The sequence below is a fragment of the Aequoribacter sp. genome (genome assembly GCF_965659035.1).
Lineage (GTDB): Bacteria > Pseudomonadota > Gammaproteobacteria > Pseudomonadales > Halieaceae > Aequoribacter.
The window spans coordinates 2,958-19,745 of record NZ_CBFHWH010000036.1 but is presented as its reverse complement, the minus strand read 5'-3'; the positions used below and the strand labels follow the sequence as shown (position 1 = coordinate 19,745).

Here is a 16,788-nt window from a genome sequence, read left to right as displayed (position 1 = left end):
TGCCAAAGCAGGGCCATAAGAAACGAACTACGAATTTTTATCTGCGGAGTAAAACAAACCAGGGCGAGCAGACTTGGCGGCTTTCTCCGATTCAGTCTCGCATTTGTTGGGGTCACCACCACAGAGTTCACAGGCAGCATCTATCCCGACTGCACCCATGCCACCACAGCTACCTTTAATGGGCTGACGCCCAAACATAACACCAACGGCCATAATGGCAACAACAACACCCATTAGAATGAACGCTAAAACGAAAGTTTCCATGGTGTCTCCTTTTTACTGTGATTGGTACATACGAGCAAACGCAGAGCTAGGAAAAGACTCTATTCCAGCCTCGGTTCTGGCCAATAGTAACACGGCCCACTGATTTTCTTCAGCAAGCGCTAAAGCCTCATCTTTGCCCAATACCAATAGACTCGTTGCCAAACCATCTGCTCGTGTGACACTCGGATCAACTACCGTAACCGATACTACCTCATGCCGTATCGGCCACCCGGTTGTTGGATCGATCAGATGCGAGTAGTTCTGCCCCCCTACCCGGAAGAAATTGAAGTAATCTCCTGACGTTGCCACGCCCATATCGGTAAGAGCAATCGTGGTTGCAACCTCTGGGGCGTCCGATTGGGGTGAACGCACAGCAATGCGCCACGGTTGTCCCTGCGGGTTTAAACCTTGGACTTTGAGTTCGCCGCCAATTTCGACCATAAAATTGTTGATCCCACGGCTTAGCAGCAAGTCCGCAAGGCGGTCCACGCCGAATCCCTTAGCAATACTGGAAAAATCGAGTGCACGGGGGCTTGTCTTCACCAGCGTGCGGCTTGCCAAGTCAAACTCTAGGGCTTCATACCCCACCTGAGCACGAGCAGTCTCTACCTCAGCCTCGCTTGGGAGGTCGTCTTTTTTAAACTCGGGCCCGAATCCCCATAGCAAAATCAGAGGCTCGACCGTCACGTCATACGCGCCGCCTGACAAGCGCGACAAGGTCAAAGCTTGGTCAAGCACATAGGCGAAGCCGCTCGATACTTTGATCGGCTCATTTACCGGTGCACTGGATACGAGATTAATTTCCGAATCTGCGATATACGTCGACATCGATTGATTGATATCGAGCAATTCGGCTTCCAACGCTGCACGCAGCGCCGACGCGTTATGATCGCTATTGGGTGGAAGATAAGTCAAAGACCAGCTCGTGCCCATCGTACGTCCGCCCATCTTCTCGAACGTAGGCTCAAGATCACAGCCTGAAATAAAAAGCGCCCAGACCAACAGGCTGAGCGCTAGGGTCAATCGCCGAATATTAGCCACCGAAATCATCGAGCATAATGTTCTCAGGTTCCACACCGAGATCCGTCAACATTTTGATGACAGCCGCATTCATCATTGGTGGCCCGCACATGTAGTACTCGCAATCCTCTGGCGCTGGGTGATCCTTCAGGTACTGCTCGTACAGCACGTTGTGAATGAATCCAGTTAAGCCCGTCCAGTTATCTTCGGGCTGCGGATCAGATAGTGCGACGTGCCAGTCAAAATTCTCGTTCTCAGCCGCCAGCGTATCGTAATCTTCAACATAGAACATTTCACGAAGCGAACGCGCGCCGTACCAGAATGAAATTTTGCGTTTAGAACCCAAACGCTTCAACTGGTCGAAAATGTGCGAGCGCATCGGTGCCATACCAGCACCGCCACCGATAAAGACCATCTCCGCATCGGTATCTCTGGCAAAAAACTCGCCAAATGGACCTGAGACTTTGACTTTGTCGCCAGGTTTAAGACCAAAGACCCAAGATGACATCTCACCTGCCGGTATACCCTGACTGCCAGGCGGTGGAGTCGCGATACGGATATTGAACTTAACGACACCCTTCTCTTCAGGGTAGTTGGCCATCGAGTAAGCACGAATAATGGGCTCATCGGTTTTCGAGTCGAGGTTGAAGAAGCCAAAGCGTTCCCAATCACCGCGATATTCTTCGCCGATATCAAAGTCAGAATATTTTACGTGACCTGCAGGTCGCTCAAGCTGAACGTAACCACCTGCACGGAAGTCAACGTTCTCGCCTTCGGGCAACTTGAGTACAAGCTCTTTGATGAAGGTCGCAACGTTGTCGTTCGATTCGACCGTCGCCTCCCACTGTTTAACGCCGAACACTTCTTCTGGCACCTCAATTTCCATGTCCTGCTTCACAGCAGTCTGGCAACTCAAGCGCCAGCCTTCGGCCGCTTCACGGCGATTAAAGTGGCCTTCCTCGGTCGGCAACATAGCGCCACCGCCGGACTTCACGATGCACTTACACTGGGCGCAAGTACCGCCACCGCCACAAGCCGATGCCAAAAACAAGTTCGAGTCAGCAAGAGTTTGAAGCAGCTTGCCGCCGGCAGGCACAGAAATGGTCTTTTCGCCGTTGACGACAATGTTAACTGCACCGCTATTTACCATGCGGCTGCGCGCAAACAGAATGATCAGCACGAGGGCAAGTACGATTGCCGTGAACATTCCTACGCCGAATAAAATGGTATCCATCGATTGCTAACCCCTTACAAGTCGATTCCGCCGAAAGACATAAAGCCCAACGACATGAGTCCAACGGTGATGAACGTAATGCCAAGGCCACGCAAACCTTCGGGCACGTCACTGTACTTGAGCTTCTCGCGTATACCGGCCAAAGCAACAATCGCTAGGGCCCAACCCACACCAGAGCCAGCGCCAAATACCACTGATTCGGCGAAGCCATAGTCGCGTTCCACCATGAATAAGCTTGCTCCAAGGATAGCGCAATTCACCGTAATAAGCGGCAAGAACACACCCAAAGCGTTGTACAAAGCTGGAACAAACTTGTCCAAAAACATTTCCATGATTTGGACAATCGCTGCGATTACACCGATGTAGCTCAACAAGCCCAAGAAACTTAAATCGATATCGGGATAGCCCGCCCAAGCGAGGGCGCCATCGGCCAGCAAATAGTTGTAGATTAAGTTATTCACGGGCACGGTAATGGTTAGAACCACGATAACCGCGATGCCCAAACCCAGGGCCGCTTGAATTTTTTTAGAGATCGCCAAAAACGTACACATGCCCAAAAAGAAGGCCAGCGCCATGTTGTCGATAAAAATCGAGCGAATAAACAGGCTCAAATAATATTCCATTACACGCCCTCCTTAGCGACCGTGTGCTTGGCAATAGAGTATTCAGGCGCTTCCACTTGAGCGGGTTTGACGCTTCGTAAAACCCAAATGAAAATACCGATCAAAAAGAAGGCACTAGGTGGCAGCAGTAATAAGCCATTTGGGTTGTACCATCCACCCTCCGTGACGAGCGGTAAAATTTCGATGCCGAACAATTTGCCTGCCCCGAACAGCTCGCGCACAAAACCGACGGCCAAAAGTACTACGCTGTAGCCCAAGCCGTTGCCGATACCGTCGAAAAAGCTCGGAATGGGCGGGTTCTTCATAGCATAGGCTTCCGCACGCCCCATGACGATACAGTTTGTGATGATCAAACCGACGAATACCGAGAGCTGCTTGCTGATCTCGTAAGCCACCGCTTTCAGCACTTGATCCACCACAATCACCAAAGAAGCAATGATGATCATCTGGACGATAATACGAATGCTTGAGGGTATTGAGTTACGGATCAAAGAGATAAACAGGTTCGAAAACGCGGTAACAAGAGTCAACGCGATACACATTACCACCGTGACCTGCATCGAGCTGGTTACCGCCAATGCAGAGCAGATACCTAAAATTTGAAGCGCGATCGGGTTGTTATCAAAAATGGGGCTGATCACCGTTTCCTTAAACTTACTCATATCAGGCCTCCCCCGCCTTCAAATTGGCCAAGAATGGCTGAAATCCATCCTCGCCTAACCAAAACTGAACCAAATTTGTCACGCCACGCGATGTCAAGGTCGCGCCTGACAGCCCGTCAACACGCCATGGCGCATCTGTGCTCGCAGGATCTACTGCTCCTTTTGCAAGCGCAATTTCTACGTCGCCATCACGATACACTTGTTTGCCGGGCCAGAACGCTTTCCAGCGAGGATTATCGACCTCACCACCCAACCCGGGAGTCTCACCGTGTTCATAAAACCCCAAACCGACGACCGTGTTCGCATCGGATTCGAGCGCCACAAAACCGTACAGTGTTGACCACAAGCCATAACCACGTACTGGCAGAATGATCTTCTCGATCGCCCCGCTATTTTCTACCAGGTACACTAATGAGTAGTGCTCACGCCGAGAAATCTTCGCAACATCCTGCTCATCGTCTAATTCCGCTGAATTGCTTGGATCTTTCGAAGCCGAGCGCTGATCGAAACTCGCGGGATCAACCTCGTCAGTAAACCGGCCCGTGCGCAAATCCACCACTCGGGTCGAAATACTGTCAAACTGGCTTTCTACCGATTGTGACGCATCGTACAAACCTGCTGCCTGTAAGATATTGCGCTTTAAGTCGCGAGTTTTGTTGATCTCTTGCGCAGGCTTGAGTTGCACCGCCGCAGTAGAAACCACCACCGAGCACACGACACAAAGCGCCAGCGCGACGCCTATGACTTTTCCGATGCCATCTTTACTAGACACGCGCTAACCTCCGTTTGATATTCGCTTGCACCACAAAATGATCCATTAAAGGAGCAAACAGGTTAGCGAACAGAATCGCCAACATGATGCCCTCTGGGAACGCTGGGTTGACCACGCGAATCAATACCGTCATGACACCCACCAAGATACCAAAGGCCCACTTCCCACCGTTTGTCATCGCAGACGATACAGGGTCAGTTGCCATAAACATCATGCCAAAGGCAAAACCACCCATCACCAGATGCCAGTACCAAGGGGTCGCGAAGGCCGGATTGGTATCAGAGCCGATCATGTTGAACAGGCCGCTCAGTAAAAACATGCCTAAGAACACGCCAGCCACAACTCGCCATGCCGCGATTCGGGTGATCAACAGCACTGCGCCGCCGATCAACACCATCAGAGTGGAGGTTTCACCAATCGAGCCAGGAATAGCGCCCATAAAGGCATCCATCCAAGTCCACTGTTGAGTGATCGCGTCAACACCACCCATGGCGTTTAAGGCCAGTGGCGTCGCGCTAGTGTACCCATCAACAGCGACCCAAACAGCATCCCCGGAAAGCTGTGCGGGATAGGCAAAGTACAAAAACGCACGGCCTGTCAGCGCTGGGTTCAAAAAGTTTTTGCCAGTGCCACCAAAGACTTCTTTACCAATAACAACACCAAAACTAATACCCAGGGCTGCTTGCCACAAAGGCAGATCAGGTGGGCAAATCAGCGCAAATAGAATGGAGGTCACGAAGAACCCTTCGTTGACTTCGTGGCCGCGCTTCATCGCAAACAACACTTCCCAAAAACCACCAACCGCAAAGGTCACGAAATAAATGGGCAAGAAATGCAGAGCACCATAAACAAAACAATCCCAAATACTGCTCGGGTCGCTGCCAGCAACTGCGTATAGGATCGCGCCACGCCACCCATCAAGGGCTGCACCTTGCCCTGCTGCAATGACTTCGTTGGCATTGAAGCCCAAGTTATACATACCGTAAAACATGGCGGGGAACACCGCGAACCACACTGTGATCATGATGCGCTTCAAGTCAACACCATCGCGAACGTGCGCGGTCGACTTGGTTACGTGGTTAGGCGAGTAAAAAATCGTATCTACCGCTTCATACAGCGCGTACCAGTTTTGATACTTGCCGCCCTCTTTAAAGTTAGGCTCTATAGAATCTAAAAACGAACGCAAACTCACCGATTAACCCTCCTGCTCTATACGCGTTAGGTTGTCCCGCAACACCGGGCCGTACTCGTATTTACCTGGGCACACATAGGTACACAGCGCCAAATCTTCTTCATCTAGCTCTAGGCAACCGAGTTGCTGAGCCGTTTCGGTATCGCCCACCAACAACGAGCGCAACAGCTGGGTTGGCAAAATATCCAGGGGCATGATGCGTTCGTAGCTACCCACTGGCACCATGGCACGCTCAGAACCGTTGGTGTTTGTCGTCATAGCCAAGGGCTTCGTCCCAAAAAAACTGGTGATATAAATACCCATATTTGAGTGACGCTTCGCACCCGGCGACAACCAGCCCATAAAGGCTCGGTCACGACCCTCTGCGATTAAGGTAACCTGATTGTGATAACGCCCTATATAACTCGTCGCACCACTGACGCTACGACCGCCTAATACCGATCCTGATACGACGCGCGTATTTTCGGCACTTTGCTCGCCCGCACACAGCGCTGTTAAGTCAGCGCCCAAAAGGGTACGTACCAACCGTGGATTACTGGCAGCCGGACCTGACAGAGCGATGACACGCTCACTGTACAGCTGACCATCCAACAACAGACGACCGACGGCAATAACGTCTTGGTAGCCGATGTGCCAAACCTGACGCGAGGCACTCGCGCCCGTCAAAAAATGAATGTGGGTTCCCACTAATCCCGCAGGGTGAGGACCTGAAAAAGTGGCCAGCTCCGCATTCGCTGCGGTGGCCGCAGGGATATTAGCGCCATCAGCTGCACACACATAAGTCTTACCGCTGGTCAGTTTAGCCAGCACATCGACGCCCAGCGCAAAGGCCTCGGCTTGTTCAGCGATCACAATAGCGGGATCAGCCGCCAAGGGCTGAGTATCCATAGCCGTCACAAACAGAGCAACCGGCTCGGCATCAATGGCAGGGACTTTGCTGAATGGACGCGTTCGCAAGGCAGTCCACAAACCCGAGGTGACGAGCTTATCCACGACTTCTTGGCGACCCATAGCACGCGCCTGATCCGCCGTGACCGCGCCAAAGTCGACTCCAGGCGCATCGGACACTTCGATCACTACCGACTGAAGCACACGCTTTGCACCACGGTTAATCGCGCTGATTGTGCCCGAAGCAGGAGCAGTGTAATGAACACCTGGCGTCTTCTTGTCGCTGAACAACACCTGCCCTTTTTGGACTGTATCGCCTTCGCGCACTTCCATGGTCGGTTTCATGCCGTGATAGTCAAATCCAACCACGCCTACGTTTCGCGGAGTCACGAAGGCATCGATGGTGCTAGAAGGTGTACCCTGGATCGGGATGTTCAGACCCCGTTTGATTTTAATCATCGTAGAGTTCCGTGGGAGTTTTACTAATCATTGTCGTGCCCACGAGACTTAGGCGGTTTAAAACCAAAAGCGCCGCGAACAACCAATAAATGTCGCGGCGCATTATAGCGGATGTAGCATCGTTTTCGCCAGCGCCACATCCTTAATACGGACAATTTATCCGATCAATTTTCCTTGGGGTAGGTTTTGTACTTAATTCCTGCCATCTGCTCCAAAATACGGTGCACCTGACAGCTGTAGCCAAACTCGTTGTCATACCACAAATACAGAACCGCTTGATTGCCATTCACAATGGTAGCTTGTGCATCGTAAATACAGGCGTGGCGTGAACCTACAAAATCGGACGACACCACTTCGGTCGAGTTCGAGTAGTCAATTTGCTTACGCAAAGGGCTGTGCAGCGCCATGTTGCGCATAAACTCATTGAGCTCTTCTTTGGTCGTCGCTTGCTTTAACGTCAAGTTCAGAATGGCCATCGAGACATTAGGCGTCGGCACTCGAATCGCATTACCGGTAAGCAATCCATCCAGTTGTGGTAATACTTTGCCCACAGCTTTTGCGGCACCCGTTTCTGTGATTACCATGTTCAGTGGCGCGCTGCGACCGCGACGCTCAGCTTTGTGGTAGTTGTCGATCAGGTTCTGATCGTTGGTATACGCATGCACGGTTTCGACGTGGCCAGCTTTAATGCCAAACCGGTCGTCAATACACTTCAGCGGCGGCGCAATCGCATTTGTGGTGCAAGACGCCGCAGAGATAATGCTGTCGGAATCTTCAATAATATCGTTGTTGATACCAGCAACGATGTTTTTCAACGAACCCTTACCCGGCGCGGTCAATATGACCTTAGCAACACCTTTACTCTGCAGGTGTTGCGATAAGCCTGCCTCATCTCTCCATACACCGGTGTTATCCACCACGATCGCGTTATTGATCCCATAGGCGGTGTAGTCGATGGTGCTGGGGTCATCGGCATAGATCACGCGCACTTCGTTGCCATTTGCCACAAAGCTCTGACGCTCCTCATCCACGCGGATGGTGCCGTTAAACGCGCCGTGCACGGAGTCGCGACGCAATAGACTCGCGCGCTTTTCTAGGTCATTGGGGGCTTTACCCTTGCGCGTTACGATCGCACGAAGACGCAACCCTGCACCGCCATCGGTTTTGTCGATCAAAATTCTAGCAACCAGACGACCGATGCGACCGAAGCCATACAGCACCACATCCACGGGTTGATCCACAGGCTTGTCGGTTGCACCTACCAAATCCTGAACGGTTTGCTGGACATACTCCTCAACGGACAATCCCTGCCCCTGACCACGGTCAAAATAATTAACGGCAATGCGACCCACATCGATGTGCGCCGGACCCAGATTCAGCCCAGCCAATTCTTTGATGACGGGATACGTTTCAAACTCAGATAGCTCATTTTCTTCTACCTGGCGCACATAACGATGGGTGCGCATAATGTCTAACACGGATTGATTCACGAGCGACTTACCGTACACATAAGTCTTTACATTTTTCTCGCGCGCCAATGCACCAACGAGTGGAATCATACCCTCGGCGAGCGCCTCGCGCTGTTTCCAATCACCAAAGTAATCGTCGGGGCGTTTGCGTTTTCTACTCTCTGCCATGTGTAGTCCTGTATTAGCTGTCAGTCTGTCTTGGATAAGATGTTCAATATTGTTTTGTTATTTGTGTATTATCCGCGTAAGCGCCGCAAAGGCGCAAGGGCTGAGACCCAAGACTGGGCATTAGACCAATTGATCGTTACACTACCCACCTCGAATCTGACCCCCAGATAAACCGCTTACAACACTCGGCACGCTATGTTTAAACACTTAATTTCGTCTTCGCCCTGGCCCGACAAAGCCAGTACTCGCACGGCTGTTGGGCCATTTTATGGCAGCGCCGAAGCGCGCTGCGTGGCAGAGCTTGCCTCCCACCATGAACGCATTGTGGTTTTTGTATCCGACACCAGTAATGCGATTGCACTGGAACGCGAACTCCCCTTCTTTTTAACCCAGGAAACCGAGTTGCTGAGTTTTCCCGACTGGGAAATACTGCCCTACGACCACTTCTCGCCGCACCAAGATATCGTATCGGAGCGCCTGCGCACCTTGTATCGCCTACCCAAAATGGCCCGCGGTATTCTGATCGTGCCGGTATCCACTGCTATGCACCGACTTCCGCCCATCGACTACATTGCCAGCAATGCGTTACAGCTTGGCCTTGGGGATGAGTTTGATGCCGTTGCCTTCAGGCAACAGCTGCTCAACGCGGGCTACGTAGCAGTCGACACAGTCTATGAACACGGCGAGTTCGCCTTGCGAGGTTCCATTTTAGACGTATTCCCAATGGGCAGTTCCGTGCCTTATCGCATCGACACCTTTGATGCCGACGTCGACACCATCCGAACCTTTGACCCAGAAACACAGCGCACCATCGAAGCCATAGAGCGTATCGACTTACTGCCCGCGCGCGAGTTCCCTCTGACCAAAGGTGCGCTAAACCAGTTTATGATGAACTGGTACGAAGCCTTCGACGTCGACCACGACGCGTGTCCTATTTATAAAGAGGTACTCGCTGGGCGGGTGCCGGGTGGCACCGAGTATTTTTTACCACTGTTTTTCAAACAAACTGCCAGCTTATTTGACTTCTTGCCCGAGGGCACAGCACTGGTTACCGTCGGGGACCATCACCAGTCGAGTCAACGATTCTGGCAAGATGTTGTGGAGCGCCACGAAGAGTACGGCATCGACCCGCGTCGACCGTTACTGCCGCCGCAAAGGATTATTCTACCGGCGGATGAATTCTACGGTCAGATTAAGCGCTTCGCGACCCTCGAACTTAGACGCAACCCCGACGCACCGGTGCACTTCAATACCGACTCCAAACCTTTGCCTAGCTTCATCTCCGAGGCCAGCACCTCACCCGTAGAACCTTTAAAGCGCTGGATTGAGACACATTGCGCCGGCACCTTACTGGTCGCAGAAACGGCAGGCAGACGAGAAGCGCTCATCGATGCACTGCAGCGAATTGGACTCCAAGCAGACTACTTTGAAGACTGGCAGAGTTTTGAGGCAAACCCGGTCACACTGGGTATTGCCACAGCCCCTATCGATCGAGGCATGTATTTTGGCCCCAATGCGCCCTGCTTAGTCGCCGAAGCCCAGCTGTATGGGCAAAAGGTGGCGCAACGCCGACGTCGCAGCGATACGCAGCACAGCACCGACGAGGCCTTTCGGCATATTAACGAACTCCATGAAGGCACACCCGTAGTGCACTTGGAACATGGCGTCGGGCGCTACGAAGGTCTGCAAACGCTATCGGTAGCCGGCGAGACCAACGAATTCATTACCTTGATTTATGCCGAGGGCGCTAAACTCTATGTTCCGGTTGCCTCGCTACACCTAATCTCGCGCTACGCAGGTGCCGACGGTGACTCAGCACCCCTTCATAGGCTAGGTTCCGATCAGTGGGAAAAAGCCCGTAAAAAAGCCAGTGAGCGCGCCTCTGACGTCGCAGCTCAATTGCTTGAAGTATACGCGAGACGCGAGGCCCGCAAAGGGTTCGCGCACGAACTTGACCCCTTAGACTACGAACGCTTCTGCTCTGGCTTCCCCTTTGAAGAAACACCAGACCAAGCCCTCGCCATTGAGGCGGTTCGAAATGACATGTGCGCCCAAAAAGTCATGGACCGGCTGGTCTGCGGCGACGTGGGCTTCGGCAAAACCGAGGTAGCAATGCGAGCCGCGTTTATCGCGAGCCACAACAACAAGCAAGTTGCCGTGCTGGTGCCGACGACCCTGCTTGCTCAACAGCACTACCATTCGTTTTGCGACCGTTTTGCCGGTTGGGATGTCAAAGTCGCGGTGGTTTCACGCTTCAATAGCGCCAGTCAAAACAAAGCCATTATGGCGGACCTAGCGTCCGGCAAAATCGACATTTTGGTAGGCACTCATAAATTGCTGTCGCCCGACGTGAAGTTCGCAGACCTCGGACTGCTGATTATTGACGAAGAGCACCGATTCGGCGTGAAGCAAAAAGAGACATTAAAAGCACTTCGAACAGAGGTCGACATTCTGACTCTGACCGCCACTCCTATCCCAAGAACGCTAAACATGGCTCTAGGTGGCATGCGTGACTTATCGGTAATCGCCACGCCCCCCGCCAAACGCTTATCGATTAAAACCTTCGTGCGCGAGCACAACACGAGCATGATCAAAGAGGCCATCCTGCGTGAAACCTTGCGTGGCGGGCAGGTATATTACCTGCATAACGAAGTCAAAACGATCGAAGAAACGGCCCGTAAACTGCAAGCCATGGTACCCGACCTGAAGGTTGCTGTTGCACATGGCCAGCAGCACGAAACGGAACTTGAGCGCGTCATGTCGGACTTTTATCACCAGCGCTTTCATATTCTGGTGTGCACGACCATTATCGAGACCGGCATCGACGTCCCCAACGCCAACACGATCATTATGGATCGCGCCGATCGATTGGGCTTGGCGCAGTTACACCAGCTGCGTGGCCGCGTCGGGCGATCGCATCACCAAGCCTATGCTTACCTATTGTGCCCGCCTCGCTCAGGCTTGACCAAAGACGCCGAAAAACGCCTTGAAGCCATCGAGGCTGCTGGCGATTTGGGCGCAGGCTATTTACTGGCAACGCAAGATCTCGAAATTCGTGGCGCCGGCGAATTGCTGGGCGACGATCAGTCCGGACAAATACACAGTGTGGGCTTCTCTCTGTATCTAAAAATGCTAGAGCGCGCCGTCGCTGCACTCAAACGCGGCGAACTCCCGAACGTTGACACCCCGCTTGAACAAGGGTCCGAAGTCAATCTCCAGAGTTCGGCGCTCATACCCGAAGACTATCTGCCCGATATCAACACACGCCTTGTTCTTTACCGGCGTGTAGGAGCTGCTCAAACACAGCAACAATTACGTGATTTGCAAGTTGAAATGATCGACCGCTTCGGATTACTCCCCGAGCCGGTCAAAACACTCTTTATCAGCGCCGAGGTTCGGATCGAAGCCGAGCAAGCGGGTATTAGCAGCGTTGATGTTGGGGAAACCAGCGGCAGCTTGCAGTTTATGGACAACACCAAAGTGGACCCACTAAATCTTGTGACGATGGTGCAAAAAGACCCTAAACGCTATCAGCTCGCGGGCGCCAATAAATTGAAGTTCCAGTGCGAATTAACATCGCCAAGAGACCGCGCAGACTTTATTATTACGCTATGCAAACAGCTGACCCAAACGCGAGCCGCAGCCTAGGCATAACGCTGCCTCACCAGCCCTCTAAAAGGGCTGCGATTTTACGTGCCTTGCTGCCCTTCTGGGCCGCGTTAGGCTTTGCCATAAGCGCCTTGGGGGTCAGCGCACAAGACGATGCTGAGCCCGAAAAAACCTGGTTCCAAATTGAGATTCTGGTTCTGACCTCGAACAACCCCAACGCCTTGAACGGCGAAGAGTGGCCGCTCAAACCCAACTTGGTGGCCGCCGAGCGCTGGCGCCTGCAACCCTCAGAAGACGTCAGCAAAGAATTACAGGCCATTTACCAAGTCGAAACGACCCAGACACCAGCAGGGACCTTTGAAATCGACTGGTCGTCGCCGACCAATTCGCCATGGCCTGGGATAGATGAATCACTGTTTCAGTACCGCCCAAGCGATTTATACGACCCAGCACTGCAGAGTGAAACTAATCGCTTAGATTACCGCTTGGGATACAGCTCGTTTTCGAGTGAACGAATGTTCGTTATACCCAGAGACAACCCAAATCGCCTTGACGCTATGGTCAGTAGCGAGGCGCCGGTCGATACAACGACACCCCTGGCAGTTACACATGTCTGGCTAGGCGAGGATACTCGAACGCTCAACCCAGAATTGGCGCGCGCTAAACAACGATTGGAAAACAGCGACGACTATGAGGTTCGTCACTATTTACGCTGGGCCGAGCAACTGCAAGACGAGACCAAAACGCTACCCGTTCGCATAGACTCCGCCTCGCAAGGTCAAGCTTGGCCCGAACTACAGGGCGATATCACCGTCTATGTATCGCGCTACCTGCACATCAAAACCAATCTGTGGCTGAATACGGACGGACACTACTTACCCGAATGGCAAATGCCCGAACCGCCTCAACCGGCAAATCCCATTCAACATCGCGGCTTACCGGTCGGCGGCCAACGAATCGCAGCCACGGATAGCGAGCTACAAGAAATTACCCCAATGGGTAGGCCTGACTGGCTGTTAGAAGCGGGCATAGGCCAGCAATTCCGCTATGTAGAGCGCAACCGTCCGGATTCCAACTTACCCAATAGCCTAGCCGACAACGAAACCCCCTACCCTTTTCGCCACGCGATTGCTTTACAGCAAACTCGCCGCATGCGAAGCGGGGAAATCCATTACATTGACCACCCGGCAATGGCTTTGATTATCAGCATCACTCGGATCGAGGACGAGAACCTCGCAGATTTCAAGCGCTGGGTTCTGGCCGAACAAGTGGCTCAAGACCCGCGATAGAGTCGACGTGTAGGGTTTGTGTCGGGAAGGCCACATCGGCGCCTGCCGCGTGAACGATATCCAGCACTTTTAACAACACATCTTCTTTGACACCGTGGTATTCCACCCAGTTCACGGTTTTCGTGAACGTATAGATAAAGAAATCCAAGGACGAAGCGCCAAAGTGATTGAAATTTACGATCAGGGTCTTGTTAGTGTCGATATCGGGATGACTTTGCAACATCGTACGCACCTGATTCACAATATCACGCACAACGCTGGAATCTTGGTAACGAACACCGATCGTCTCGTAAATGCGGCGATTGAACATCCTCGATGGGTTTTCAACCGCTATTTGACTGAAAACCGAGTTGGGAATGTACAAGGGTCGCTGATCGAAGGTTCGAATGCGCGTTAGACGCCAACCAATATCCTCTACCGTACCCTCAATCTCGCGATCTGGGGAGCGAATCCAATCACCCGGCGCGAACGGCCGATCAAGGTAAATACTCATACCCCCAAAGAAGTTCGCCAGCAGATCTTTTGCTGCAAAACCGACGGCGATACCGCCAATACCACCAAACGCAAGTAAACCAGACACACTAACGCCAAGCGCTTGCAGTGCGGTCAACGCGACTAAAATCCAAAGAGTTACACGAGTCAGCTTGGCAATCGCATGGATGGTTGCCACCGAGGTTGAATCTAAAGCCTCTGCTTTTACTCGGACATATTCTGCCTCTACACCCACAATTAAGCGGTGCAAAGCCCACGCAATAATCAAAATCAAGGCCAACTGCGGCGACCAGGCAAGCCACTCTTGCGCAAAAGGCAACCACTGTTTGGGCACCCATTGCCACGCAAAAAACACCACGAGTGCAAGGTAGGCAACACGCACTGGTGGACTGATCGCATTAACGATAACGTCATCCCAACCCAAGCGGGTCGCTTGCGAAGTCGCAGCTAGTCGCCCCAAGACCACGTTCAGAATCAGATACCCAAACAAGGCCAATGTTGCGAACAGCGCCGCCTCCGCCCACCCGTGCTGCGCGGTCCATGACTGCAATGTATCTAGATAGCTCAAAATCTGATCCTCACCCTAATTCAGCGCCTAGTGTATACAATGAGTTGCGTCGCGCCCACAGCTGTATATAATACCAGTTACTGGAAAAATACACAGGGGTCGTTATGATCAAGCTCACCCAGCGCCAGCAGCAAGTCCTCGATTTTATTAAAGGCCACATGCAAAGCACTGGCATGCCTCCCACGCGCGCCGACATTGCGCGCTCCTTGGGCTTTAAATCAGCCAACGCCGCCGAAGACCACCTCAAGGCCCTGGCGCGTAAAGGCGCAATCGAGATGATCCCAGGCGCATCGCGTGGCATTAAGCTTCCAGAGGCGACCTTTGGGCTACCGGTCATTGGGCGCGTTGCGGCAGGCAGCCCGATTCTGGCCGAAGAGCATATCGAGGAGCACATCAGCATTCCACCCGATTTTTTCTATCCGCCAGCAGACTATTTCCTGAAAGTTCGCGGCGATTCTATGATCAACGTAGGTATTCTCGACGGTGATTTTTTGGCGGTCAAACGCACCAGCGATGTGCGCAACGGGCAAATTGTTGTTGCCCGCATTGAAGACGAAGTAACAGTAAAACGCCTAGATAAACCGGCGGGCGGACACACCGTGAGGCTGATTGCCGAAAACCCAGCCTATGAGCCCATTGTTGTTGACCTGCGCGATCAAGCCTTTGCGATCGAAGGCTTGAGTGTTGGGGTGCTTCGACGCTAATGAATCACTCGGGGGGCAGAGGCTGCAGCTTCTTCTGCCTCGACTTGTTCCGATATAGCCGCGACAGCTTGAATACCCGCTTGGATCATCACCTTAGCGACCTCAAGCGTTTGGTCATTCATGTAGGCCGCGCTCTCGTCAGAGAAGGTAATAGTAACAAGGGGCTCTGACTTACCCGATTCATCGGCACGTTGTAATACAATGTCGCCGTTGGCAAGTTCAGCAATTTCCAGAAAAGACGATGGCAAAACAGATCCTCGATTTAGTTGCGCGGATAGTGTAACAGGGGGGAGCCCCGGGCGCCAAACTCAAACCCAGCTAGCATTCATCGAGGACATCACGAATGGCACTGGCAGAGCTTTGCAAAAAAGTATACACCCCATGCCAATCACGATGATCAGGGCCCTGTGACTGAGCGGCCAAGTTCAGGCTACTGCGCACACCGCCCGCGTTTTGAGCTCCTAAATTGGCATACAGGGGCTGCAAAATGCCCGATTCCTCGCGCGCCATTGCCTGGACGGTCTGAGGTAGAACCTTACCTTTCGCGGGCTCTGGAAGCTCAGCGATCGAAACGGGCGTGTCTTTCGGCGCATCGGCATGACCCGCACCTTCAAGCAGGAGATAACCGTAAGCGCGACCAAGATGGTATTTAAGTGCGGGCTGATACGCATCCTGCAAGACGCTTGCACCCAAATGCTGCGCCTCGCGGTCGCGCTGCCACGCCTCCAACAGCACCCTCGCGCAATACAGGCTGTGGTTTACTAAAGCTCTGCAGCTACTCATGAGTTTATTTTTTACCCGAACTCTCGACCCAGCGGCCCCCTTCGAAATGGGCACGCCAACCTGTCGCCTTGCCATTGACTTCCGTCATCAAGTACTGCTCTTTGGTTTTTCGGCTATACCGTATTTGCGCTGGGTTGCCCTCATCGTCATGCTGCGGCCCGTCCAGCAGATAATGATATTTAGCGGCTATTTCTTCGCGATGGGGCTTTAGCTCACTCACGAGTGGCGCCCGCGTCTCGCGGTTTTTAGGGAACTGAGAAGCGGCTAAAAACAGGCCGGCAGCACCGTCTCGAAGCACGTAGTGATCGTCCACTTTGGCACATTGGAGCTCGGGCATTGGCACTGGATCAATCTTAGGCGGTGCCACTTCGCCACTGCGCAGTAGTTTGCGCGTGTTCTTGCAGCTGTCACTGCTGCAGCCGAAATATTTGCCAAAGCGCCCTGTTTTGAGCTGCATATCGGCGCCACATTTATCGCATTCGATTACTGGACCGTCGTAACCCTTGATCTTAAATTGACCCTGCTCTACTTCGAAGCCCGAGCAATCGGGGTTGTTACCGCAAACGTGGAGTTTGCGTTTTTCATCGATCAG

General features: G+C 52.7%; 16 protein-coding genes. 3 read left to right on the top strand and 13 right to left on the bottom strand.

Annotated features, from left to right (window positions below; translation table 11 throughout):
- Positions 1 to 27 precede the first annotated feature (27 nt).
- The 9 genes from nqrM to ACTF5Z_RS07140 all read right to left on the bottom strand — a co-directional run bounded on the left by nqrM (position 28) and on the right by ACTF5Z_RS07140 (position 8,751).
- Complete coding sequence (nqrM, locus tag ACTF5Z_RS07180; RefSeq protein ID WP_438985049.1) at positions 28 to 264, bottom strand: (Na+)-NQR maturation NqrM; 237 nt, start codon at positions 262 to 264, stop codon at positions 28 to 30.
- Between the two features lie 12 nt (positions 265 to 276).
- Positions 277 to 1,305 (bottom strand): FAD:protein FMN transferase, encoded by a 1,029-nt coding sequence (locus tag ACTF5Z_RS07175; protein WP_438985048.1) that lies wholly within the window; start codon positions 1,303 to 1,305, stop codon positions 277 to 279.
- Complete coding sequence (gene nqrF, locus ACTF5Z_RS07170) at positions 1,298 to 2,518, bottom strand: NADH:ubiquinone reductase (Na(+)-transporting) subunit F (protein WP_438985047.1); 1,221 nt, start codon at positions 2,516 to 2,518, stop codon at positions 1,298 to 1,300. Before nqrF ends, ACTF5Z_RS07175 begins: the two co-directional genes overlap by 8 nt.
- Before the next feature lie 14 nt (positions 2,519 to 2,532).
- Positions 2,533 to 3,141 carry an NADH:ubiquinone reductase (Na(+)-transporting) subunit E gene (gene nqrE, locus ACTF5Z_RS07165; protein ID WP_009576957.1) on the bottom strand — a complete coding sequence of 203 codons (609 nt, stop codon included), beginning with the start codon at positions 3,139 to 3,141 and terminating at the stop codon, positions 2,533 to 2,535.
- The gene (locus tag ACTF5Z_RS07160; protein ID WP_438985046.1) at positions 3,141 to 3,803 is read right to left on the bottom strand and encodes an NADH:ubiquinone reductase (Na(+)-transporting) subunit D; all 663 of its coding nucleotides are present in this window, start codon (positions 3,801 to 3,803) and stop codon (positions 3,141 to 3,143) included. The genes nqrE and ACTF5Z_RS07160 overlap by 1 nt, the downstream gene beginning before the upstream one ends.
- Position 3,804: 1 nt before the next feature.
- A complete protein-coding gene (locus tag ACTF5Z_RS07155; RefSeq protein WP_438985045.1) occupies positions 3,805 to 4,575 on the bottom strand; it encodes a Na(+)-translocating NADH-quinone reductase subunit C in 771 nt (256 codons plus the stop codon).
- Positions 4,568 to 5,767, bottom strand: coding sequence for an NADH:ubiquinone reductase (Na(+)-transporting) subunit B (locus ACTF5Z_RS07150; RefSeq protein WP_160195621.1), 1,200 nt, complete (start codon positions 5,765 to 5,767; stop codon positions 4,568 to 4,570). The genes ACTF5Z_RS07155 and ACTF5Z_RS07150 overlap by 8 nt, the downstream gene beginning before the upstream one ends.
- A 3-nt stretch (positions 5,768 to 5,770) precedes the next feature.
- Positions 5,771 to 7,114 (bottom strand): Na(+)-translocating NADH-quinone reductase subunit A, encoded by a 1,344-nt coding sequence (locus tag ACTF5Z_RS07145; protein ID WP_438985044.1) that lies wholly within the window; start codon positions 7,112 to 7,114, stop codon positions 5,771 to 5,773.
- A 164-nt stretch (positions 7,115 to 7,278) separates the two neighbouring features.
- Positions 7,279 to 8,751, bottom strand: a complete 1,473-nt coding sequence (locus ACTF5Z_RS07140) for a glyceraldehyde-3-phosphate dehydrogenase (RefSeq protein ID WP_423849839.1) — start codon at positions 8,749 to 8,751, stop codon at positions 7,279 to 7,281.
- Positions 8,752 to 8,946: 195 nt separating this feature from the next.
- On the opposite strand from ACTF5Z_RS07140, the gene mfd reads away from it, so the two are divergent.
- The gene (mfd, locus tag ACTF5Z_RS07135; RefSeq protein WP_438985043.1) at positions 8,947 to 12,399 is read left to right on the top strand and encodes a transcription-repair coupling factor; all 3,453 of its coding nucleotides are present in this window, start codon (positions 8,947 to 8,949) and stop codon (positions 12,397 to 12,399) included.
- The gene (locus ACTF5Z_RS07130; protein ID WP_438985042.1) at positions 12,363 to 13,649 is read left to right on the top strand and encodes a CsiV family protein; all 1,287 of its coding nucleotides are present in this window, start codon (positions 12,363 to 12,365) and stop codon (positions 13,647 to 13,649) included. Before mfd ends, ACTF5Z_RS07130 begins: the two co-directional genes overlap by 37 nt.
- On the opposite strand, the gene ACTF5Z_RS07125 is transcribed toward ACTF5Z_RS07130, so the two are convergent.
- On the bottom strand, positions 13,603 to 14,709 hold the full coding sequence (locus ACTF5Z_RS07125; RefSeq protein ID WP_438985041.1) for a mechanosensitive ion channel family protein: 1,107 nt from the start codon (positions 14,707 to 14,709) through the stop codon (positions 13,603 to 13,605). The two genes, ACTF5Z_RS07130 and ACTF5Z_RS07125, sit on opposite strands and share 47 nt — an antisense overlap.
- A 104-nt stretch (positions 14,710 to 14,813) precedes the next feature.
- On the opposite strand from ACTF5Z_RS07125, the gene lexA reads away from it, so the two are divergent.
- Positions 14,814 to 15,413 carry a transcriptional repressor LexA gene (gene lexA / locus ACTF5Z_RS07120; RefSeq protein ID WP_009576941.1) on the top strand — a complete coding sequence of 200 codons (600 nt, stop codon included), beginning with the start codon at positions 14,814 to 14,816 and terminating at the stop codon, positions 15,411 to 15,413.
- Here lexA and ACTF5Z_RS07115 read toward each other — a convergent pair.
- From ACTF5Z_RS07115 to ACTF5Z_RS07105, 3 genes are all read right to left on the bottom strand, one after another.
- The gene (locus tag ACTF5Z_RS07115) at positions 15,410 to 15,661 is read right to left on the bottom strand and encodes a hypothetical protein (protein ID WP_009576940.1); all 252 of its coding nucleotides are present in this window, start codon (positions 15,659 to 15,661) and stop codon (positions 15,410 to 15,412) included. The two genes, lexA and ACTF5Z_RS07115, sit on opposite strands and share 4 nt — an antisense overlap.
- 70 nt (positions 15,662 to 15,731) lie before the next feature.
- Positions 15,732 to 16,196 (bottom strand): DUF6586 family protein, encoded by a 465-nt coding sequence (locus tag ACTF5Z_RS07110; protein ID WP_423853619.1) that lies wholly within the window; start codon positions 16,194 to 16,196, stop codon positions 15,732 to 15,734.
- Positions 16,197 to 16,200: 4 nt separating this feature from the next.
- A partial coding sequence (locus tag ACTF5Z_RS07105) for a topoisomerase DNA-binding C4 zinc finger domain-containing protein (protein ID WP_438985040.1) occupies positions 16,201 to 16,788 on the bottom strand: 588 nt, incomplete at its 5' end.

Coding starts and splice junctions, on each gene's coding strand:
- nqrM (WP_438985049.1), bottom strand. CDS start 264: ATGGAAACTTTCGTTTTAGCGTTCATTCTAATGGGTGTTGTTGTTGCC.
- nqrF (WP_438985047.1), bottom strand. CDS start 2,518: ATGGATACCATTTTATTCGGCGTAGGAATGTTCACGGCAATCGTACTT.
- nqrE (WP_009576957.1), bottom strand. CDS start 3,141: ATGGAATATTATTTGAGCCTGTTTATTCGCTCGATTTTTATCGACAAC.
- ACTF5Z_RS07160 (WP_438985046.1), bottom strand. CDS start 3,803: ATGAGTAAGTTTAAGGAAACGGTGATCAGCCCCATTTTTGATAACAAC.
- ACTF5Z_RS07145 (WP_438985044.1), bottom strand. CDS start 7,114: ATGATTAAAATCAAACGGGGTCTGAACATCCCGATCCAGGGTACACCT.
- ACTF5Z_RS07140 (WP_423849839.1), bottom strand. CDS start 8,751: ATGGCAGAGAGTAGAAAACGCAAACGCCCCGACGATTACTTTGGTGAT.
- mfd (WP_438985043.1), top strand. CDS start 8,947: ATGTTTAAACACTTAATTTCGTCTTCGCCCTGGCCCGACAAAGCCAGT.
- ACTF5Z_RS07130 (WP_438985042.1), top strand. CDS start 12,363: ATGCAAACAGCTGACCCAAACGCGAGCCGCAGCCTAGGCATAACGCTG.
- lexA (WP_009576941.1), top strand. CDS start 14,814: ATGATCAAGCTCACCCAGCGCCAGCAGCAAGTCCTCGATTTTATTAAA.
- ACTF5Z_RS07110 (WP_423853619.1), bottom strand. CDS start 16,196: ATGAGTAGCTGCAGAGCTTTAGTAAACCACAGCCTGTATTGCGCGAGG.